Here is a 22,928-nt window from a genome sequence, read left to right as displayed (position 1 = left end):
ATTAATGGATGGTAAAACCCATTATGATGTAAACAACTGATGATAGTGCAAAAGCGATGGTGGCGTAAGGCAGTTGCGATAGGCCATGATCCAGGTTATTACACTCTGTACTTTGCGCGGTAAGCACGGTAGCATCGGAGTACAGGCACGCATTGGCACCGAATACCCCGGCGCTGATGACCGCACCGCAATTCAATAAAACATTGGAACCAAAGTGCTGGGCCAATGGCACTACCAGCGGGATCGCGATAGCGTATAAACCCCATGATGAACCCGTAGTAACGGAGATCAGCGAAAGCGAAACGAACACAATAACCGGCAAAAATTCTTTATTGAGGTAAGGCGATGCGGCGTGTAAAACATATTGGGTAAGCCCCATCTTATCGTTTACATCTTTCAGCACATAGCTCATCATTAAGATGGCCAGGGCATAAAGCATACTGCTGAAGCCGCCGAACATGGTTTCGGATAATTGCCTGAACGACCCGAGTTTGATCAGCAGGTAGTAAATAAATGTAAACGCAACGGCCACCATTACCCCCTTTAAGGCATCGATATTAAAAAATATAGTTGCAGCCAGTAATACAATGATCGGCAGTAAAAAATAGATCACTTTGGAGGGCTTTCCGGGGTTCATGGCGCTGATGTCCAAAGACGCGGTATCGCTGAACTCGGAAGCGGTTAGTTGCCCGGTTTCTTCAGCACGGATATCAGCCGCTTTCATTTTGCCAAACCATGGCAGAAGCCCATAAATAAATAATGGAATAATCAACACGGACACATAGCCATAAGATACAAAAGGGATCATCTTCCAGTAGGTCACCAATCCCTGGCCTTTTGCAGCGACATGTGATGTTTCGAGGATATTGCCGATAAAGATGGTCCACGTGGAGATGGGAACAATTACACACCAGGGTGGGGCGGTGGTATTTACAATATAGGCCAGCTTTTCGCGGGGGATCTTAAACGCATCGGTGATCTTCCGCATCGAAATACCAACGGTAAGTGCGCTTAAATAATCATCCAGAAAAATAAACAAGCCCAGGAACCATGCACCCATGAGAGCGCTCCGTTTGGTTTTGATTCTTTTTAAGGCCCATTCGCCAAATTTCATCGTACCGCCACTGCGTACCATTAAACCGATTAATGAACCATACAAACCACATACCAATATCACCCATACCGAATCAGACTTGCCCATTACCCCCTCAAACGAATCAACGAAATTGGTAAAGAAGTTGGTTTTGTCGTGAAAGCCAATGATCGCATAGCCAACCAGGCAGCCGATCAGCAAAGGCTCAAACGAGGTTTTTTGCTTGATGGCCAGTATAATAACTACTGCCGGTGGTATTAATGCTATTGGGCCGTATGCCATATATTTTTTTTGATTTCACCGATTACTTTTTGATTTCACCGATTGTAATTGGTTATGAATTAAGATTTTCGACTCAAGACTCCGGACTTAAACAATTCCTCCGATGCTTATTAATTTCTTCTCCATATATTCATAAAGTCCTTCGCTGCCGCTTTCGTGGCCCTGGCCGCTGTATTTCCAGCCGCCAAAGGGCAACTCAGTGCCATGCGGGGCCCATTCGTTGATGCCTACGATGCCAAATTCCAAACCTTCGGATACTTTAATGGCTGTTTTTAAATTGTTGGTGAAGGCATAAGCCGCCAGGCCGTATTCGGTATCATTGGCTTTATGCAGCGCATCTTCCAAATCATCAAACCTGAACAGTGGTAACACTGGCCCAAAAATTTCGTGGCGTGCCAGGGTGGATGACTGATTAAGGTTTGCCACAACTGCAGGCTGGATAAAATAGCCTTTATCCAAATGATGGGGCCGGTGGCCGCCGGTGAGTACTTCCGCCTTTTCGATCCTTGTTTTTTCCAGTAAATCAAATACACTGTCCCGTTGCTTGCCTGTAATAAGCGGGCCAACGTTTACGCCTTCTTCAAAGCCGCTGCCTACTTTTAACAGGGATACATATTTTTTAACCGATTCGGCAAACTGGTCGTAAATGTTTTTATGGATATAAAAGCGTTGCGGCGCTACACAAACCTGCCCGTTGTTACGAAAGCGGGCGATGGCTGCCGCTTTGGCAACTTCGTCCACATCCACGTCATCAAAAATGACAACAGGGGCGTTGCCGCCCAACTCCAGCGAGAGTTTGGTATGGGTACGGCTGGCGCCATCCATTAGGATTTTGCCTACGCGGGTGCTGCCGGTAAAACTAATCTTTTTTACCCGTTTGTCATGCAACATCGCATCGCCCACCGGCGATGCTTCGGCAATTACCAGGTTCAATACACCGGGGGGCAAGCCTGCGGCTGAAAGCGCATTTACCAGATGATAAGCTGATAGTGGCGTATCTTCCGATGGTTTGGCAACCACCGTACAGCCCGCAGCCAATGCTGCCGCCCAGGCCCTTGCCGGGTTATATGCCGGGAAATTCCAGGCAGTAATCACACCGATAACGCCCATTGGCTGCAGGATAACGGAGCTCCGTTTATCCACCCTGTTGGTTGGGATCACTTTGCCGTAGGCCCGTTTACCTTCTTCGGCATACCATTCAAATAAATTGGCAGCTACGGTCCATTCACCGCGGGCCTCCAATAAAGGTTTCCCGCTTTCAAGCACCATATCGTGTGCTATTTTATCCAGGTTCTCCCGTAAATAATTGGCTGCTTTTTTTAATATTTCGGCACGATAATATGGGGTGGTTTTGCTCCAGGTTTTGAAGGCCGCATCTGCGGCATCAATAGCTAAAATGGCATCTTTGCCGTTCCCGAAACTGATCCTGCTTAGCACTTCTTCGGTAGCCGGGTTAACCAGGGAGATTTCATGGCCATCGACCGCATCTACCCAAACCCCATTGATAAATTGTTTATTTACTGACATCACTGATCTCCATTTTTGATTCGTTAACAGGCTCACCGCATAAATGGGTCAAGCCAGCTTCTATTATATCGAGTCCTTTATTCAATAAACTTTCTTCTATCACCAGCGGGCTTAAGATCCTGATGATATTGCCGTTGATCCCGGCATTGATGACGATTAACCCATGATCGGCACAATAGCTGATGAGTTTTTTACACAGGTCGGCATCAGGTTGATGTGGGTCGTTATTTTTTACCAGTTCAAAAGCCATCATTGCGCCAAGGCCGCGCACGTCGCCTATGGCGCTGAATTGTTTATTAAAGCTGTTGAATCGTTTCCTGACGATATTACCCACTTTTTCGCCCAGTGCATTGATATCGATCTCTTCCATATAATTGAGCGTAGCCAGCGATGCCGCGCAGCAAACCGGGTTGCCCGGGTAAGTGCCGCCGATGGTAGAAGGTTTGCAGGCATCCATAATGTGTGCTTTACCGATCACGGCTCCAATCGGCATACCACTGCCCATGCTTTTTGCCCAGGTAGATATATCAGGCGTTACCTCATAATGCTGGTAAGCGGCCCATTTACCGGTACGGCCGAAACCGCTTTGTACTTCATCTAAAATGAGTAATATGCCATACTTGTCGCAAACAGTGCGCAGGCCTTCCATGTATTTTTTGGGAACGACGTTAAATCCGCCTTCGCCCTGCACGGGCTCCATTATAATAGCCGCTACCTGTGAGGCCGGTACATTGGTATGAAAAAAGTCTTCCAGTTCGCGGAGGTGATGATCCGAAAATTCATCAAGGTTTGCGCCCCTCGGATCATGGTAATAATCAGGGAAGGGGATGCGGTAAACTTCGGGTGCGAATGGCCCGCAGCCCAGTTTGTATCCCACTTTAGAAGTAAGCGTCATGCTCATCATGGTGCGACCGTGAAAAGCGCCGCCATAACAAATTATGGCGGGCCTGCCGGTTGCCTGGCGGGCTATTTTGATGGCATTCTCCACGCTTTCGGCGCCGGAGTTAGTTAGCATCACTTTAGTATGATCACCATGCGGAAACAGGCTCACCAGTTTTTCGGCAACCTGCATATACAGATCGTAAGTGGCCACATTAAAACTGCAGTGGATCAGTTTCGCAGCCTGGTCGGCAATGGCTTTAACAACCGGCTCCGGGCAATGGCCGGCGTTCACCACGCCGATCCCGCCGGCAAAATCGATCATTTCCTGCCCATCTGCGTCAATGATCACCGCGCCTTTTGCACTTACTGCAGTTGACGGATTGAATATGCCAATCGCATCCGGTACAAACTGCCTCCTTCTCGCTAATATTTCTTTACTATTTGTCATTTTGATTTCACCGATTTATATAATTGATTTCACCGATTATTAATTCGAATAAAACTATTCTAATTTTCTTCCAGCGTGTCAAGTTTCCAGTCTTTATCGTCCCTTATTTTTTTCCATGTCCAATAGGTTTCAAACAGATAGTCATGAAGTGTACCGGCAAAAGATTCACTGTCATTTTCAGGTTCTTCATTCACAAGTTGCACACCGGTCCATTCTTTATACATTTTTTTCGGAGATCCTGTGCCGTCAAGTAAATTCAGCATATTAAAAATCACGCCTGCACTGCTATCTGCAATAATCTTTCTCAATGCATTTTTAAGATGTGGGTTATTATCAAGTTTATGTAGCTCTTCCTTTTCTAAATCACTAAAGCCACAATTAGGCGGATAATTGAGGTATTCGAAGTTTTTGTCCACGATGACATTTTTCACAGCGCAATCAGCATACTCTTCGATATCCTCGTTAAGATCTAGCAAAAGTGCAATCGCATTATTTTCGGATAATTGCATTTTAACAAAATTTAGATATTCTTCACAATCATTAATTATTTATCTGGTACAGCGCCGTCCTCACCCATTCCCCGCCAATGATTTCATCAGCATTTCTGCTGCGACCCGGCCCGTTTGTGCACCCCCGTTCATGTAGCCCTGAAATTCGCGGCTTACATGTTCGCCGGCAAAGTAAATTTCCCCAACCGGTACGCCTTCCCAGCCTGCCAAAGTGCTCCATTGCCCGGCTTTAAATGAGCTGTATCCCGCTTTTGAATAGGGATTTTCGCTCCAGCAGAATTTGGTATTTTTACCGGTATATGCCTTATCCATACCTGGAAATATGGCATTCAGTTCGGGAACGATCTTGTTTTTCAGGTCGTCGAGGCTGGCGTCTTTTACCTTATCGCTAAAATTACCGCCGCCAAAAATAGTAAAGCTGCCTTCGGTATCCGATTGCATCTGGCTGCTATCCCATCCGCAGCCAAAAAATAAGTCGGTAAATGTATAGCCCTGTTGACCGTGCAGCCGCCATGGTTTGCCATTTTTAACGCCCACAATAAATTTACTGCTGTTGCCGTACCCGATTTCGTTGATACATTTTGTTTTTTCGGCAGGAAATGGTACATCGATCCTGACCAATCGGAGCATGGTAAACGGAATAGCGATGATTACATGGTCGGCCTGAACAGTAGCCGCAGTCCCCTGGTTGTCAAATTCGAGATTATAGCCTTTGTCATCGGCTTTACTGATCGATTTTAATGTATAACCAGTTTTTACCGATCCTTTTACTTTTTGATATATAGCATCGGTTAAAGTACTGCTTCCGCCTTGTATCTTAAATACTTCATGATCCGAACCGAACAGCGCATAACCTTTTTCGGCTTCTTTCGGCGCTTCAAACATAATGAGGAAATTAACGGCCGACTGGACGGAGGCTTCCATGCCATATTCGCGCGTGAGCGTAACATTCAAAAAGTCAAATAGCCACCCTTTAATTCCGATAGCTGAAAGGTATCCGGTGATGGTTTGTTTGTCGAGGTGTTCAAATTGGGCAGCAGCTTTATAGCTAATGATGTCGGGTAATGATTTAATATCCTTAACCAACTGAGCTACAAAAGGCTTTAGCGCCGCCTTCAGGTCGTCTTCATTATAGCGCTTACCGCCGAAATAAAAAGTTTTGCGCGCCAGTTCATCTTTTCTCAGGTCGTACAAAGACAGGCCGAGCTCATTAGTCAGTTGAAGAATATCTGTGTGGGTTGTGTCAACAAATTCACCGCCGATATCCGTCGTAAGCCCTTTGCCAAATTCATCCCTTAGGGTAAACATCCGGCCGCCGATCCGATCAGATGCTTCGTATATGGTGGATTTAATATCTGCTTTTTGTAACTGGTACGCTGCATTTAAACCAGCGATCCCGGCGCCAATGATCGCTATGCTCCCTTCGCTGCTTTTTCCGCACGAAGAAAGGCTCAGTATACCAGGCGTAAGTGCAGCTGCGCCTGCAGTGATCGCCATTTGTTTTAAAAACTTGCGGCGGCTATCGCTGTATTCGTTATATAATTCAGCTGCTTGTTTGTCTTCGCTCATAGCTGAGCAGAAGGCAGATCGTAATAAACGGGCAATGGGGTAATGTGCCATCTTTTTTATAATTGGTGAATTATTGAATTAGTGATTTAGTGAATTGAAGAAGTTTTGAATGTTTATTGATGGTCCTTCCAGTACCTCGAATTGTCCCATTCACTAAATCACTAATTCACCCATTCGCTAATTATTTAGTATCCCGGGTTTTGAACTACAGTGCCTCCTGTCGCGCTGATCTCTCTTAAAGGTATCGGGTAACATGAATTGGCTATGGTTACAGTTAAACTTGTTAAAGGGGTTAATATATTTACTACTTGTCCGGTCCTTGCGAGGTCGAAATAACGGTGGCCTTCAAAATTGAATTCTGCCCTGTTCTCGTCCGACACTACCTGAGCATACGTGGCATCATCCGGCACATCTTCGCTGCTTAGCGCTGCCAGGCCGCGATTGGTCCTGATCATATTTACATCTGCAAGCCCCTCACCTCGGCCTAATGCTTCGGCCCTGATCAAATACATTTCTGAAATGCGGATCACCAGAGCAGAGTTATCCTTTTGCTTGATATCGCTGCTGTATTTAAGGGTACGGAGGTAGCCGTTAGGGTTGAGAGTATCCACCAAATTGTATCGTAAATCACCGGGACGGCTTTCAAAAAATACTTGTAAGTCGGGGTTTAAAAGAAATAAAACCTCTGTTGAAGCCGCATCCGGGCGGGCATATGTGGTGGCATTATATTCGCTTTGGTTTTGCTGGTTAAATGGTAGCTCAAAAACAGACTCCTTGCTGTTATGCGAGGTGTAAATATTGGTAAAATTGTTTTTATCAAGCACCGCATAAGCCCCGTCATTGATAACCAGCGTTGCATATTTGGCAGCATTGGTATAATCCTTTTCATACAAATACACCCGCGCCAGTAAAGCATTTACAATTGCCGGGTTAATATAATTGGGGTTGCGGTCGGTATTGTTTTTCAATAAAGTTGCGGCCTGCTGCAAGTCAGCAATAATAGCGGTGTAGGTAGCAGCCACGGTGCTGCGCGGTACAACGCTTGTGCTGTTTTGCACGGTGGTTACTACCGGGATACCAAATGGTGAAGTGAGGTCCCAATGATAACCAAAGGCGCGGAGCAGATCAAAGTGCGCCATTGCCCTGAGGGTTAAAGCCTGGCCCTTTACCGAATTGAGGTATTGTTGTGATGCGCCGGTAACCGTGCTTTCGCCGGCTAATATGGCATTAGCTGTCGCAATGGTTTTATAAATTGCCACATAGGTGTTTTGGATAAAAATGTTGGATGAGGTTACATTATAGGAACCAAACTCGTTTAACGAGGTATTGTTATAACCACCGGCAACACCGTTGTCGCTATTGAGGTCGCACATCATAGGGTAATTTGCCCCGTAATAATCCTGCACCTCAAGGGTGCTATAAAGCCCGACCAGTGCCGAGGAAAGCCCCGTTGAATCTTTAAAAAGTTGTGATGCCTGAACGGCAGTTGGCGATATTTGCTTTAGCTTAACACAGCTGCTTATCGTTATTACTGATGCAGCGATTAAACTAACAAAGGATATATGGATTAATTTCTTCATTTTACTTCTTTATTAAAATTTAACATCAACACCTAAACTAAATGTACGGGCAGGCGGGTAGGCTGCATAATCAATACCCGCTGTGGCTGCATTCGCGCCGCCTGTTGAACTTACTTCGGGATCAAAACCGATATAGTTTGATACGGTCAGCAGGTTTTCGGCCTGTAAATAGAACCGGATGCTGTTAAAGTATTTTGTTTTGCTGATGGTATAGCCAATGTTAACGGTGCGAATCTTGAGGAATGAACCATTTTCAAGGAACTCATCCGAATTAGGGAAATAGTTTTGCAGTAAAAACGAGGGCCGTGGGATATTGGTAACCTGGCCGGGGTGCGACCAAGCGCCTAACACCCGGGTATCGTTATTGGCGTACACACCGCCCAGGTAGGCGCCACTCGGTGTTGATCCGCTGCTCCATCCTAAACTTTCGTAGGTGGTACGGATCAGGTTGAATACCTTACTGCCGTAACTGAACTGTGTGGAAACAAGCGCGTCAAATTGTTTGTATTTGAATTCGTTGGTAAACCCTCCGAAAAATTTGGGGCGGGCATTACCTATCACGGTAGCGTCCCGCGTAAAGTTCACCTGGTCGGCCCGTTCTTTAGTGCCGTCAGCTGCGTAGTAAAGGGCATCGCCGTTGGCCGGATCAACGCCTGCAAAACGTACGCCGATAAATGTACCTACGGGTTGCCCTACTTTTAAAATATTGGTTGGCGACTGGTCATTATATGAGCTGATGTATTGGTTGTCAACCGCCAGTGATTTAATGGTGTTTTTAAGGAAGGAGATATTGAATGAACTTGTCCAGGTAAAATCCCTGGTTTTGATGTTATTGGTGCTTAACTGAATTTCCAGCCCTTTATCCTCAATTTTACCTGAGTTGGCATAGGCCCATTGAAAGCCCGTGGTGCCGGGGATCTGTTCCTGGTTCAATAGTTTGGTTTCATCCGAGATGAAATATTCAATTGAGCCATTGATAAAATGATTGAATAACTCAAAATCAGTTCCAATATTAAAAGTCTTATTGGTTTGCCAGGTAAGTGGCGCAGGGCCTAAAATATTGTAAGGAACGAAACCTGCATCGCCATTATATTTTGCTGCGCCCCAATACGCATAATCCTGGTAGGAAGGCACATTGTCCTGGTCGCCGGATAAGCCATAGCTGGCCCGTAATTTTAAGGAGTTGATGCTTTTGTTATCCTTTAAAAAGTTTTCATTGCTGATATTCCAGCCCAACGAGGCAGAAGGGAAGTAACCCCATTGGTGACCGGGAGCAAATTTTGATGAACCGTCGGCACGCATAATGAACGACAGGAGGTATTTTTCGTCATAGCTATAATTGGCACGCGAAATAAATGACCGTAGCGCATCATAAACCAGTGGATACGGAATTATAACCACTATAGGCGTGGCTGCATTATTTATATTTTGAACGCCGCCGATAGCAGGAAAGCCTTCCCCGCCGCCTTGCGAAAGTTCCAGTTTGCTTTGCTGTTGCGAGTAGCCGGCCAATAACGTTAAGTTGCTTTTTCCGAATTGATGCTGGTAATTAAAAGTATTTTCGTTTAACCAGGTAAGCGTTTTTGATTCGCCCAGTAATAGTTTGCCGCCAACGGCCTGTGCGTCAACAGTGAGTGCCGAAAAAAATTGGTTATCGCTTACGTCGTTATAATCAATTGACCATGTTGATTTAAACTTCAGGTCCTTCATGATCTTATACTCAGCAAATAAGGAAGAGATGAACCTGTTGGTATAGGTGTGCGCATTGATCTCTTTGGCAGATTTTACGGGGTTGTCCGACAACCAATACGCCTGGTATTGTGTAAAATCAGCATATACCCCCGGCGAGGAATAAACGGGCATTAAGGGCGATGCGCCTAAAGCGTTGGTAACAACGCCGGTATAGGTGTTATCATTGAAGCTTCGTTTATCATCAGAGTACGATGCGCTCGTATTTAAACCGAAGGATAGTTTATCGGTGGCCTGATTATCAATATTGGCACGCACATTATACCGCCGGTAATAGTTGTTAATGATAATACCATCCTGGTCGTAATAACTGCCACCAACAAAAAACTTTGTTTTATCGGTGCCTCCGCGTGCGGATATTTCATAATCTGCAACCGGGGCCGTGCGGAAAATGGCATCTTCCCAATTGGTATTGATGTGGCTTTTTAAATCATAATAAGGTGCGGCCGGGTTGGGTATGGCTTTACCGTTGGCATCTACTATTCCGGCTGCCTGCATATCAGATAATGCGAAATGAGGGTTCGGGTTGTTGGTCGCGAGATCGTTTTGATAGATCCAGATATCGTTTTTTATAGCAGTATTGGTGAGATTATAAAACTGCTGCGAGTTTAAAAACGGGATCTTTTTTTCAACCGACTGGGCGCCTACATTCATATTGAAATCAAGCACTGTTTGGCCGGCCTTGCCACGTTTGGTGGTGATTAATACTACGCCGTTAGCCGCACGCGAACCATAGATGGCTTTTGAAGCATCTTTTAGTATTTCAATTGATTCAATATCATCCGGGTTGATATCCGAAATTGAACTGATGTTTTGGCCACTGCCTACGGATTGGCCGGTAAGGTTATAGGATGTACCCAGGGATGAATTGCTTTCGCTTTCCATCGGCACTCCATCAACAACATATAAAGGATTTTGCGCGCCACGGATACTTACCAGCAGGCCTGCACCAGGCGTGCCCGATGGTTGTGTTACATTTACGCCCGATAGTTTGCCCTCTACGCTGGCAGCTAAATTCGATACCGGCTGGTCCTTAAATTCCTTGTTTTTTATGGAAGAGATAGCACCGGTAACCTCACTTTTTTTCTGGCTGCCGTAACCTACTACAACCACTTCTTTAAGTTCGGCTTTTGATTCCTGGAGGGTGATGCGAATGGTGGTTTCTGATTTAACCTGAACCGTCTTTTTATCAAAACCGATAAAAGAGAGCACGAGTACATTGCTTTCTCCTTTTAATGACAATGAAAAGCTGCCATCGGTAGCGGTGGTTACACCCAGGCTTGTGCCCTGGATAATAACGGATACGCCGGGTAAAGGTTCTCCTTGCGAATCAACAACAACCCCTTTTAATAGATGAGACTGGCCCATTGCCAAACGCGGGACCATGCAACAGAGTAAAAGAGAAAGCGTAACGGTAAGTAAGCGTAAATTTTTCTTCATAGAATGTTTTTAGTTTTTAAAGCGCTATTTTTTTGAGTGATAAAAATCAGGGTGTTATCACAGATGTTTCTCCTTGAAAACGAAACCCCAGGTAGTGCAAAATCGTCGTTTTTATACCGAAAATAAACCGTGCGTTAACAAATTAAATGCACGAAATATTTTTTAACTAAATATCAATAAGTCAAATGAGTATAAATATAAGTCATATTAAAATTATAAAAAAAAGTTTATTATTTGATTTACAAGGTTTTATAGTTAGTCAAATTTAAGTATATTTATTGGTCAAATTTTTGACAAATGATTAAAGCGTTTGACCGTGCACGGTCATCACTGTTTTAAAGATTTTTTGACTGGAAAAGAAGAGAAACGGAGATAATCATCAAAATAAAAAAAACATAAATTACACAATGCAGCTATCCGAAAAGCTAAAAACAGCCATTGAAGAACACCCGGCTATTATCGCCTCATTAAACAATAAAAACAAGGGCAACAAATGGGATAATTTTACACGGACGCAATTTAACCTGGTTGCGAAATTGATCAATAAGCAAATCAGTAAAGAAGTATTGGCGAACCCCGACCTGGTAGAAATGAACCTGATCATCGGCAAACAAAATCTTGAAAAGCAATTGCGGGCCCTGCGGTGCAGCCACCTGTATGATTTTATTAAATACCTGGGCAACCTGGGCGAATACCGGGTTTTTAATTGGGTTAGCGGTAAAACTTTGCAAAGTTACTGGAGTGGCGGCGATGCAAAATATATAAAGATAAACTGCCTGGTCGTATTCTTGCAGATTCCTTTTTCTGAATGGGACGAATGGCAAAAAGTACCCGAAGACCGCAAGGAGGTTTATCATAATACTTTGTCAAGGCATTCTTATGCTAACAATGGTTTCAGCCGGTCATCATTATCTATTATCAAAAGTTACTACCTGGGCGATTATTTTTTGTATTACCCTAAAACCGATGGTAGCCGGAATGTGATAAAGACGCCATTTATTTTAAAAGAACTTGAAAACGGGCAAATCATCGTAAGGTCAGTATCCGAGGGGCACCGGTATAGCGGCAAGGTAATAGGCATTCGCGACGGTTGTTTGTATATCAACTGCCAGAACCTTGATTTTGAAGAAATGGAACAATATGTTTTCAATATAGGCCTTGAAACCAAACCGCAGGTGTTATTTGGCGTAAGTACCACCGTGAGTGTAAGAAACCGGCGGCCGGTTGCCTTGAAGAATATCCTGGTTAAGCAGGCATCGGAGGATAAAAATTTTGAAAGCATCCCCGAAACAGAGCTGGCTTTTGATAAAGTGTTTACTGATGATAGCGAGGAGGCCATCATCGTAAATTACTTTAAGCACAACACCAACAACATTATCACTACCAATAGTTGCCGCAAGCTGGAAGATGTTAAAAAACTCGTTTCTGCTTAGCAGTTTATTTCCCGGCCCGTCACTACACGCCCGGGAAATCGTATTTAAAAACCTGTCGCTTTGTTGTGGCTAAAGCCATTGCCTGTTTGTTTTTTTTTCGTTCCTTTTAAGAAGCGGAAATGACTTTTAGAAGCATCATCATTCATTCATTCATTCATTGCCGTTGGCTTCAGCCAACGGGTAACCTGAAGCAATAAAGATGGCTTTAGCCTCCATTAAATATGATTGGTTTTTCAAACATGATTTCGGGGGCTATACCCCTGTTTGAGGAATTGCTGCAGAGGTCTTATTATGCTTGGCTCCTTTTGCAAATTCAGGGCGGATTACCCAGCTTTTATGATTGGGCTTGCGGAGTACCAGCCACCAGAAAAAAAAGACTGTCGTTAAGACAGTGATTGCTAAAATGCTCCCATAGGGAATTGCGTTTTTCAGGTTAAGCAAAACCACATCGTTTGAAAATTTACTGAAGCCTAAAAGCGCCGGAATCCTGAACCAATAATAACATGATACGCCCGCCGCAGCAAAGCAGTTGATAAGGACGCGCTCGCTTTTTTTATTAACCAGCTTTTTTAAACACAGGTACAAACACAATGTTATACAAAGGCCCGAAACGGGCATTTCAAATGCGCTGAATAAGTTTTGATAGGTAATTGATCCGGACTGATCGGGTACCTGGAAATAGCCCCAGATGAAACCGGGCAAACCACCAATAGTTAAGACCCCGCTAATGTGATTGTAGGTGGTTTTTTTGGATGATGAAGGATGAAGGTTGGGCGTAGAATCAGGGCAGGGCACCGAACAGTTGATGCATTGGTCGCAATGCGCGTTGGGCATAGAAAATAAAGTATTCCCTCCATATAGCTTTTCGACCGGGTGCACCGGACATAAAGAATTGCACCAGCCGCTTTTCCAGTCGTAAACAAAACCCATGGATACGCTTACCGCAGTGGCTGTAAAAAGCAAAATAGCTGTTGCCCCGCCGTTTGTGTTGAAGATAAGATGCCGTAACGGAACGATGATGAACAAAGCGATAATGGCTGCTAACTGGAGTTTAGCCTGCAGCGCAGCCGGCATTATTTTCTTTTTAGAAAGATTTAAATGGCGCGGGAGTAAATTAACGATCGCCAGCGGGCAAACATTGCGCCACAGGCCGCCTTCAATAACCAATAATGCCGGCGCTGCGGGGATCAGTACGTTCCAAAGGCCGATCAGGCCAACTTTTGGATAAAAGACAAGGCTAATAAAAATGGACATCCCAATAAGCCAAAAAATAGTCTGGACGACCCTCCAGATTAAAACACCCCGTGGTGATAGCATTGTGTGCGGACGAGGAACAGTAATTGGTTTTGACATTAAAAAAGGGCATTTGGAATGTGCAATCTCTAAAACATAACTACCGTAATAAATAACATTGCTCACTTTTAAAAGTGACGCTGATCACTATTGATATATTTTTATATATTTAGCGTCGTGGGGGAAAGGCGGCCATCGGTAGATAATGATAGTTTGTCGGTGAAAATTAACTGCCCGGCGATTAGTTATTTTTTATATTTTGCCATTATGTACTTTTATTTGCATCATTTTATGCCCTGAAGTATCTTCCGGGAGTATAAGCAGCAACTAAACAATCAATCTAAATACAATCAAATTTTAATTACAGTTTATGATCATCAACAAAAAATTTGCTATAACAACCGGCCTCATTGGTGTTATTGCATTGTGCGTATCAGCAACGCTGCCGCAACAGCAACAGCAGGGGCCGCCGAAGCTGGTTAATTTAAAGGTATTCCCAAAAAACGTTCCGTTCAGGGTGCTGGATCACCAGATGGATATCTGGTCGGATGCGTTGGGGGTACATTGTAATTTTTGCCATGTACGGGATGCACAGAGCGGTAAAATGGATTTTGCCAGCGATGCCAAACCCGAGAAAACGGCGGCCCGTAATATGTATTTGATGATGGGAAAGATCAATAAAAAGTTTTTTAAGGCAGAAAAAGATTCGCTTGGAATGGTCATCACTACCGGTGTAAATTGCAATACCTGCCACCATGGAACTTCGCACCCCGAAATAAAGGTTCCTGAAGAACACCATTTTGGCCCTGGAGACCCGGGCGGCCCCCCTCCCGGCGGCGGTCCCGGCGGTCCTGGTGGACCCCGCCCCGGCGATAAAAACTAACAGCAGCATTTGTTCAGTGGTATGGCGTTTGGGCTTCCAATTTAAGGGAGCTTAAGCGCCATTCTTTTTTGGTGAAGGGGATGTTTTTTTAAAATTTGCTTTATCCATCCGTTAATCTTTTCCTCGTTTATTATTATTGTACAATGTTATCTTTACGGCATAAAAAGATAGTTTAAAGTAACAATTTGTTGCCTTAATTATTGTCCAACTATGATAAAACGCCCTTTACGTACCGGCATTGGTATAATGATGCTGATTACCCTGCTCGTTTACGCCAATCATTTTAACAACGCTTTTCATTTTGACGATTTTCATACCATCATCAATAATGCGAACATCCGCTCGCTGAAAAATATTCCCCGATTTTTTACTGATGGCAGCACCAGCAGTGTATTGCCGCAAAACCAGGCTTACCGGCCCGTAGTTGTTACCAGCCTGGCTATTGATTATTGGTTTGCCGGCGATTATTACGCGGCATGGTTTCAAGCATCAACCTTCATGTTTTTTTTATTGCAGGGACTCATGTTGGTGTTCCTGTTCAAAAAAATATTTGACGATACATTTAAGCTAAGCCCCAACGGCTGGCTGGCGCTTATTGCGGTAACGTGGTATATGGTGCACCCCGTCAATGCAGAAACCGTGAATTACATTATCGCCCGCACAGATGTCTTGTCAACCGTTTTCGTGCTGCTGGGTTTTATGCTTTATATTTTCTCGCCCTTTTGCAGAAAGACATACCTGTACCTGCTGGCCATTGGGGTTGGCGTGCTATGTAAAACAACTGCCGTTATGTTTGCTCCGCTTTTGTTTTTCTATATTTTATTTTTCGAAGCCAGGCTCAGTCTCCCGGATGTTTTCAGGCCAGCTAATTTGAAGCAGGTTTGGAATGTATTGTTAAAAACCTTGCCGGCTTTAATTTTTTGTGCCTTTATGTTTTGGCTAACCGATAGGATGACCCCAAAAACCTGGGAACCTGGCGGCACCAAACCGCTTGATTACCTCATTACCCAACCTTTTGTAATACTCCATTATTTCTGCGAGTTTTTTGTGCCCACCAGTTTAAGTGCCGATACTGACTGGAAGTTATTGCCATCAGTTTGGGATATCCGCTTTTTTGCCGGTTGTGTTTTTATTTTGGCGATGATTGTTGCTGCCTTTTACACTTCAAAAAAGAAACGGCTACGCCCGGTAAGTTTTGGAATAAACTGGTTTTTTTTAACGCTTGTACCTACATCAAGCATCATCCCGCTTGGCGAGGTGCTAAACGACCATCGCATGTATTTTCCGTTTATAGGCCTGGTGATGGGGGTAACATGGGCTTTGGGCCTGGTGTGGGTAAGGTACAGCGCCTTTGTTAAAAAAGAAGCCGTAATAGGTTTCGTCACCGTGTTACTTGTTGCATATGCTTACGGTACCTGGCAGCGAAATATTGTTTGGCATACAGAAGAAAGTTTATGGCATGACGTAACAGTTAAAAGCCCCCGAAATGGCCGTGGCATGATGAACTACGCCCTGGCGGAATTAGATTTGGGAAATTATGATATAGCCGAAATTTACCTGAAAAAGGCAGAGAAACTCACCCCCGATTACTCTTTCGTTTATACCAACCTGGGTATAGTGGAAGAGCAAAAAGGGAATATGACCCTGGCTGAAAACTATTACAAAGCAGGTGTTAAGTTAGGCAGCAGGTTTCCTGATCCGTTGTACTTTTATGCCAGGTTTTTAACCAAACAAATGCGTTATGCAGAGGCTATACCTTTGCTAAACGCTTCAATTAAAGTATCGCCATTATATGTAGCGCCCCGCGTATTGTTGATGAATATTTATTCGATAAAAGGCGATTGGGACAAACTGGAATTATTATGCCGCCAAACTCTTAGCTTTTCTCCTCAAAATACGGATGCCCTTAAATACCTCGTAATTGCCGGAAAAAAGCAAAATGCACTGGATCTGCAGGCAGATAAAATTAAAGTGGATCCGTCGCCCGAAAAATATGCAGACCTGAGTTTGCTGAATTACCAGGCAGGACGTTACCCCCAGTGTATTGCTATGGCACAGGAAGCCCTGAAACTGAAGCCGGGTTTTGCTGAAGCATACAATAACATGGGTGCCGCTTACACTAAATTGCACCAATATAATGAAGCAATTGATGCCCTGAAACAAGCTTTAAAATTGGCGCCTGGTTTTGTGCTGGCACAAAATAACCTCGTGTTGGCTGAAGAAGAGATTGAGGCCAGAGGCATAAAAACCACCAAACTAACTGCTGCTGATTATATTGATCTGAGCCTGTATTATTTTAACAATAAATTATATAACGAATGTATAAAAGCTTGTAAATACGCCCTAATGCTTAGGCCTGGCTATGATATAGCCTATAATAACATGTGCGCAGCCTATAATAAACTCGGGCAATGGGATCTGGCAATAGTCGCCGCTAAAAAAGGACTGCAGCTAAATTCAAATAACCAGGTCCTTAAAAACAACCTGGCGCAATCCATAAGCGGGAAGAATGCCGGGCGTAAATCCAATTAAGATCAGGCAGCGCCGACATTATTTTTTGTTGAAAAAGAAAACCCTGATATCTGGTTTCGAGGATAAGATCAGAGGCTTCAATAAACTAATGCCGGTTGATAAAAACATGGCCTTTAGTTTATTTACACCACCATCGGCTTTAATCCTTTCTTTTACCGTTGAAAAATCAAGTGACTCGAGCTGGATATCTTCGGCCTTTACAAAACCGTGCCTGTTTAATAGCATGGTGAGGTTTTTTTGATTAAAGTAATTCATATGCGGACTATGGAAATTGAATTGCCACATCCGGGTGAGGTAAGAATTGATGCCGAATTGATGCAGCAGCATGGCCGATCTGTAAAAAAAGCCATCACTCATCGGCAGGTTAATAATCAGCGTTCCGTTTTCAGCAAGGTCTTTTTTCAAGGCGGTGATCAGCTCATCAAGTTCCTTAATGTGTTCAAAAACGTCATTAAAAATAATGAAATCGTAGCCTTTTTCACTTTTAACTTCCGGGCTGGGGTAAAAGCCATAGTAAACATTTAGCCCGTTTTCGGTATAATAATCCTGGTGCGAATTCTCAGGTTCAATGCCAATACAGTCAATGCCTTTTTCCTGGCACACCTTTAGCCACCAGCCATTGCCGCTGCCAATTTCAAGGCCTTTTGTTTTTTTGCCTTTAAGTTCTTCCAGTTTTTTAATGATCGTCTCAAAATTACTGAAACGGAGTTTCTTCAAGCCTATTTCGCGTGATTGCAGTTCGAGATCTGATTTAAAAGAAAAATCAAAATTGGCGTCCGAAGTAAACAAACCGCATTCACGACATTTATAAACATTGAATTTTAACTTAAACTTCAGCTTTGACGAATTGCCGCAAACCGGGCATTGCATATGGTCCATGAAATAGTATTTGTTCAAAAATTAATTATTCTGTTCTGCATCATCACCCTTTTTCATTTTTTCTTTCAGCAGCGCCATTTCCTGTGTTAAACGGGTGATGCTATGCTGCGACTTTGAGCTTACCACCGAAAGATGCAACAGATAGATCAAAATTAAAAAAATGAAGGCGGTAAAAACCAGGTTGGGCGGGTCAAACACACCAAATATTTTCGACATCAGGTTTAAGCCTTTTGTCCAAAAAGAGAAAAGCACTAATATAAAGGTACATAAGCACCAAACTATCGCGTACTCTTCCCTTAGCTTTCCCTTGGTAATCAGCCGGGCAATGTACCCGATAAAAACACAGTTAATGATGATGGTAATAACCTGGATCCTGGACATATGGCTAAGTTTTTTTTCGGATAAAAATAAACAACATGCTGATAGTTACTTTTATACAGTAATACACCGACTTAAAATTACGGATAGACGATTTTCCTGCCAGGCGTTCGCTCATCACTACGGGCACTTCCTTTATAGAAAGACCATATTTTGAGAAAAGCACCAGTGACGCAGGTTCCGGGAACTCGTCAGGGTATTTTTCTGCGGCCAATGCAATGCCAGCTTTATCAAACAACCTGAAGCCCGAGGTGCTGTCATATATATTCTTTGCTGTAAGCAACTTATTGAGCCAATGAAAATAACGGATCCCAAGCCTGCGGGCAAACGATGATTTAAATCCGCCTTCATCTAAAAACCGGGAACCAATGATGATGTTTGTTTTGGTTTGATCGTAAAAATCCAGCAATTTGATGAGTTCCCAGGGTGGATGCTGGCCGTCGCCATCTATCTGGCAGGCCAGGTCAAAGCCATTTTCCCGCGCATATAAAAAGCCGGTTTGTACCGCGCCGCCAATACCCAGGTTAACCAGCAGGTCGAGCAAAATAATGGGGTAAAGACTGGCCACCCATTTGGTGTCGTCTTTGGAGCAATCATTCACAACCGCAATCTCCATTTTAAAATGAGCTGGTAATTTAAGATGCAGCAATTGCTCCAATATCAAAGGGAGCGAGTTCCCCTCATTATAGCACGGAATGATGATGAGAATTTTAGTCATTAATTTTGACTTCCTTTAAGGTATTATTTTCCCTGCTAATATATCGTATAATTCATTTTTATAACAGCGCATCAAAATTTTTTTATCCATTATTTTAACAAAATGCAAAAATTTGCCGTCAATTGTGCGCCCATTTTAAAGATTTCTTAAAAATCAAGAACCAACCAACTTGATAAACTATTGGTTAAACTTAAGTGAAACAATTTTCAAATAACTATTTCGTTTTAAGCTTGTTTAACGTATATTTGGTTACTACCAATTATAGATCAATTGCGGGAAGAGTAATGCTATTGTTGTTTTACTTAAATCCATTGGTGCTATGATAAACAATCCGGCCAGGCCAACCGCAGTTTTGGATCAATTATGCCCTTGCGGCAAAGGAAATCGAGCCGACCTTGAGCGTATCCATCGGGGAGTCCTTGTAAAAACGCTGCTTTTTTGGCTTCCGCTGAAAAGATACAAGTGCATGAAATGCCGGCGAAAAAGGCTGGTATTAGGTTAAGTTTTATGTTATTTAGCCATAAATTGATACCGCCCCGCCGGAGTTTGTCCCTGTTTTTAATTTATTGCTTATTTATTAAACCGCGTTGAAATTAAAGTTTTAAAACCTATTTTTATTGGTTAGTGCAGGTGGCAAATTGGCAGCTGCATTTATAAACTTTGATTTTATGAACCGACGGAACTTTGTAAAACTATCCGCCACTACCACGGCGGCATTATTGTTCAGCAGAATAACCTATGGAGTAGCCGAAGGGCCGCTATTGCACGCACCCGATGAGGTTTGGGCCGATACCGGAGCCGGGTGGTTTCGCATGAAAAAAGCAGGGTCTGCATTATTCACTTTAAACGATATAGAAGTTAGCCTCGTAAAAAACGGGAATGCGCTGGGTGTTTACCTGCAATCTCCCGGTAAACAGTTAGCCTGTATCCGGATGAAATGGGAATATGATGTTAAACCGGGCATTAAAACTTTTGGCGATAGCTGGGAAAGAACCTACGGCGATGCCGGATGGAAAACATCCGGCGGAACAAAAAAGAACGCATGGTATATTTTGTTACATGATGAAAGGCAAACCGCCTGTTTTGGTGTAAAAACCGGATGTAGCGCGTTTTGCTGGTGGGCAGTGAACCCCGGCAGCCTTGAACTAACGATGGATACCCATTCGGGTGGGGCCGGTGTTGAATTAGGTTCGCGCAAACTCCATGCGGGCGATATTATTAGCACAGAGAGCATGCCGGCAGAAAATCCGTTTGCAACCGCCCGAAGGTTTTGCAAACTGATGTGCGAAAAGCAGCGTTTACCAAAACAACCTGTTTATGGAATTAACGACTGGTATTATGCTTATGGTAATAACTCTTCATCGCTCATCAAAGAAACTACGGCGTTAATGGCCGAACTGGTAACTGATACCAACAACCGGCCATTTTCGGTAATTGATGCGGGCTGGGCCGTTTACTCGCCATATTTGCCAGGCGACGGTGGTTGGGCGGATGATTTTTCGAGGCCCAATGATAAATTTAAGGACATGCATGTAATGGCGGACGATATTGTAAAACTGGGTATGCGCCCCGGTTTATGGACGCGGCCGCTATGTGCAAAATACAACGATAGCCGTACGCTGCTTGCCCCTAAAATAACAGGCCGCGATGATCCTAAAAACCCAGTTCTTGATCCAACTATTCCCGAGAACATTGAACGCATCAAATATAATTTGTCGGTTTACCGGCAGTGGGGCTTTGAACTGGTAAAGCACGACTACACCACTTATGATATTTTCGGTCGTTGGGGAGTAGAAATGACCGATAGCATGACACAACCGGGCTGGAGTTTTTATGATAAAAGCAAAACTAACGCCGAGATCATCAACCATTTATATCATACTATTCGTGAGGCCGCGGGTGATATGTATGTGATCGGTTGCAATACGGTGAGTCATTTATCAGCCGGAGTTTTTGAATTGAACCGGATAGGGGATGATACGAGCGGCAAAGAATGGGGCCGCACCCGTAAAATGGGCGTAAATACAGTGGGTGCAAGGATGCACCAGCACAATATTTTTTATGCTGCTGATGGCGACTGCGTAGGGCTAACCAACCAGGTGCCCTGGGATAAGAACAAACAGTGGATGCAATTACTGGCAGAAAGCAGCGCGCCATTATTTATTTCGGCAGAGCCAGCCGCTTTGGGCGCAGAACAAAAGGCACTGATCAAACAAAGTTTTGCCAATGCGGCCAAAGTTCAACCCATTGGTGAGCCATTAGACTGGCTGGATAATTCGCTGGCAGCCAAATGGAAATTAAATGGTCGGGAAGTAGATTTTAATTGGGGGTGAAGGGTTTGCTGGTTGGTGGAATTGGTAAAGTCAAACAGACATGAGAAAACTCAGCATATTATCTTTCCCGGGATATTTGGAGACGATCTTATTGAAATTTTCCGGATAACCTGCTATCAAAATAATTACTAACCACAGATGCTTTGGAGAGGGTAGCTTTTAAAATCGCTACTTTTGCAGCATGAGGATCTATTTATACCTTGTACTATCATTTTTTTTGATCATTACCCTTTGTAATCATGCAAATGGCCAGGAAATTGCCATCCGTAATAATTATAAAAATGAAAATGGCCTGCTGCATTTAAAAATTGCACGGGCCATGATCTACACGCCGCAGGTAAACTGGTGGTATAATCATCATCCGTCCATAACTCATTTTAAAGGAAAGTTAATAGCAGTATGGTCAAACGGTTTAATCGGAGAAGACTCGCCGGGCCAGCGGGTAGTGTATTCGGTGTCTGCGGATTTTAAGCATTGGTCGCAGGCACATGTTTTAGCAGAACCGTCAAAGGGGCCGGCAGATACTTTAAATGTTCTTACTGCTGCTGGTTTTTACCAGCATAAAGATACGCTGGTTGCTTATTATGGCGAATATGAGCAACACCGTACCAACACCCGTTTATGGGCCAAATACACTACCGATGGTGAGCACTGGAGCGCTCCGCTCGACATGCATCTTCCAGTAATTCCCAACCACGGACCTGAAGCAATTAAAAGCGGCAGGCTCATCATCAGCGGTAACTTTAGTTTTCCGTATACAGATGACCCGGGAGGACTATCAGGATGGAAAATGACCAGCTTTTACCCACCGGGTTTTTATACACAGGATAATTCAGCCGCGTTTTACGACCCGGCAAAAAAGTGGGGACTACCTCCGTTATGCGAAGGTTCCTTTTTTCAGACGGGAGATGAGGTGCTGCACATGCTGTTACGGGTAACCGGTAAAGGCTGGAAAGGCCGCCTTTGGCTTACCGGGAGCCGTGATAATGGCGCCAGCTGGTCAAAACCGGTTGAAACACCATTTACCGATAACGACAGTAAGTTTCATTTCGGGCGCTTGCCCGATAACCGGTTTTATTATGTTGGTATCCCTGATACCCTGCATCATTACGACAGAACCCCGCTGGTTTTGGCTTTAAGCGACGATGGTCGGTATTTTGACAAACAATATATCATTGCTGACGAACCTTATCAATTAAAACAGGCTGGTTTATGGAAAGGCGGGCAATATGGCTATCCGCATACAATGGTGTGGAATGGTTATTTGTATGTTATTATCTCCCGGCAAAAGGAATCGATAGAAGTGATCCGGTTTAAGCTGAACCAGTTGAAGCAGAAGTTGGCAGTTCACCGTTAGCAGTTTCCATAAAAACTGCCCACTGTAAACTGCCAACTGCAAC

Annotated in this window: 16 protein-coding genes; 5 read left to right on the top strand and 11 right to left on the bottom strand. The window is 43.9% G+C overall.

The annotated features are described in order from the left end of the window. Position 1 precedes the first annotated feature (1 nt). From MgSA37_RS27630 to MgSA37_RS27600, 7 genes are all read right to left on the bottom strand, one after another. Complete coding sequence (locus MgSA37_RS27630; RefSeq protein WP_096357032.1) at positions 2-1,375, bottom strand: Na+/H+ antiporter NhaC family protein; 1,374 nt, start codon at positions 1,373-1,375, stop codon at positions 2-4. Positions 1,376-1,462: 87 nt separating this feature from the next. Beyond that, complete coding sequence (locus MgSA37_RS27625) at positions 1,463-2,902, bottom strand: NAD-dependent succinate-semialdehyde dehydrogenase (protein WP_096357030.1); 1,440 nt, start codon at positions 2,900-2,902, stop codon at positions 1,463-1,465. Next, positions 2,889-4,232 (bottom strand): aspartate aminotransferase family protein, encoded by a 1,344-nt coding sequence (locus MgSA37_RS27620; RefSeq protein ID WP_096357028.1) that lies wholly within the window; start codon positions 4,230-4,232, stop codon positions 2,889-2,891. The genes MgSA37_RS27625 and MgSA37_RS27620 overlap by 14 nt, the downstream gene beginning before the upstream one ends. A gap of 59 nt (positions 4,233-4,291) precedes the next feature. Then, positions 4,292-4,741 (bottom strand): hypothetical protein, encoded by a 450-nt coding sequence (locus tag MgSA37_RS27615; RefSeq protein WP_096357027.1) that lies wholly within the window; start codon positions 4,739-4,741, stop codon positions 4,292-4,294. 60 nt (positions 4,742-4,801) lie between these two features. After that, complete coding sequence (locus MgSA37_RS27610) at positions 4,802-6,361, bottom strand: flavin monoamine oxidase family protein (RefSeq protein ID WP_096357025.1); 1,560 nt, start codon at positions 6,359-6,361, stop codon at positions 4,802-4,804. A gap of 134 nt (positions 6,362-6,495) precedes the next feature. After that, positions 6,496-7,890: a RagB/SusD family nutrient uptake outer membrane protein gene (locus MgSA37_RS27605; protein WP_096357023.1), complete on the bottom strand. Its 1,395-nt coding sequence runs from the start codon at positions 7,888-7,890 to the stop codon at positions 6,496-6,498. Between the two features lie 12 nt (positions 7,891-7,902). After that, positions 7,903-11,079: a SusC/RagA family TonB-linked outer membrane protein gene (locus MgSA37_RS27600; protein WP_096357021.1), complete on the bottom strand. Its 3,177-nt coding sequence runs from the start codon at positions 11,077-11,079 to the stop codon at positions 7,903-7,905. Between the two features lie 407 nt (positions 11,080-11,486). Here MgSA37_RS27600 and MgSA37_RS27595 point away from each other — a divergent pair, with 407 nt between their 5' ends. Beyond that, positions 11,487-12,512 (top strand): hypothetical protein, encoded by a 1,026-nt coding sequence (locus tag MgSA37_RS27595; RefSeq protein ID WP_096357019.1) that lies wholly within the window; start codon positions 11,487-11,489, stop codon positions 12,510-12,512. Positions 12,513-12,764: 252 nt separating this feature from the next. Here the strand turns inward: MgSA37_RS27595 and MgSA37_RS27590 are convergent, their stop codons facing one another. Further along, positions 12,765-13,766: a hypothetical protein gene (locus tag MgSA37_RS27590; RefSeq protein ID WP_096357017.1), complete on the bottom strand. Its 1,002-nt coding sequence runs from the start codon at positions 13,764-13,766 to the stop codon at positions 12,765-12,767. 409 nt (positions 13,767-14,175) lie between these two features. Between MgSA37_RS27590 and MgSA37_RS27585 the strand changes: the two genes are divergently transcribed. Both MgSA37_RS27585 and MgSA37_RS27580 read left to right on the top strand, forming a co-directional pair. Further along, positions 14,176-14,688 (top strand): c-type cytochrome, encoded by a 513-nt coding sequence (locus MgSA37_RS27585; protein ID WP_096357015.1) that lies wholly within the window; start codon positions 14,176-14,178, stop codon positions 14,686-14,688. 210 nt (positions 14,689-14,898) lie between these two features. Continuing rightward, the gene (locus MgSA37_RS27580; RefSeq protein WP_096357013.1) at positions 14,899-17,220 is read left to right on the top strand and encodes a tetratricopeptide repeat protein; all 2,322 of its coding nucleotides are present in this window, start codon (positions 14,899-14,901) and stop codon (positions 17,218-17,220) included. A gap of 18 nt (positions 17,221-17,238) precedes the next feature. On the opposite strand, the gene MgSA37_RS27575 is transcribed toward MgSA37_RS27580, so the two are convergent. The 3 genes from MgSA37_RS27575 to MgSA37_RS27565 are packed head-to-tail and all read right to left on the bottom strand — an operon-like array spanning position 17,239 to position 19,195. Then, on the bottom strand, positions 17,239-18,117 hold the full coding sequence (locus MgSA37_RS27575) for a class I SAM-dependent methyltransferase (protein ID WP_232010747.1): 879 nt from the start codon (positions 18,115-18,117) through the stop codon (positions 17,239-17,241). 3 nt (positions 18,118-18,120) lie between these two features. Further along, positions 18,121-18,480 (bottom strand): DUF2304 domain-containing protein, encoded by a 360-nt coding sequence (locus MgSA37_RS27570; protein WP_096357009.1) that lies wholly within the window; start codon positions 18,478-18,480, stop codon positions 18,121-18,123. A gap of 4 nt (positions 18,481-18,484) precedes the next feature. Continuing rightward, on the bottom strand, positions 18,485-19,195 hold the full coding sequence (locus MgSA37_RS27565; RefSeq protein ID WP_096357007.1) for a glycosyltransferase family 2 protein: 711 nt from the start codon (positions 19,193-19,195) through the stop codon (positions 18,485-18,487). Between the two features lie 668 nt (positions 19,196-19,863). Between MgSA37_RS27565 and MgSA37_RS27560 the strand changes: the two genes are divergently transcribed. Continuing rightward, entirely contained in the window at positions 19,864-21,528 is a 1,665-nt protein-coding gene (locus MgSA37_RS27560; RefSeq protein ID WP_157750770.1) for an alpha-amylase family protein, read from the top strand. 181 nt (positions 21,529-21,709) lie between these two features. Further along, entirely contained in the window at positions 21,710-22,885 is a 1,176-nt protein-coding gene (locus MgSA37_RS27555) for an exo-alpha-sialidase (protein ID WP_096357003.1), read from the top strand. Positions 22,886-22,928 lie beyond the last annotated feature (43 nt).

It is taken from the genome of Mucilaginibacter gotjawali, assembly GCF_002355435.1.
Taxonomy (GTDB): Bacteria; Bacteroidota; Bacteroidia; order Sphingobacteriales; family Sphingobacteriaceae; genus Mucilaginibacter; species Mucilaginibacter gotjawali.
Note: the sequence above shows the minus strand (reverse complement) of the source record. Positions and strands in the feature narration are given on the sequence as shown.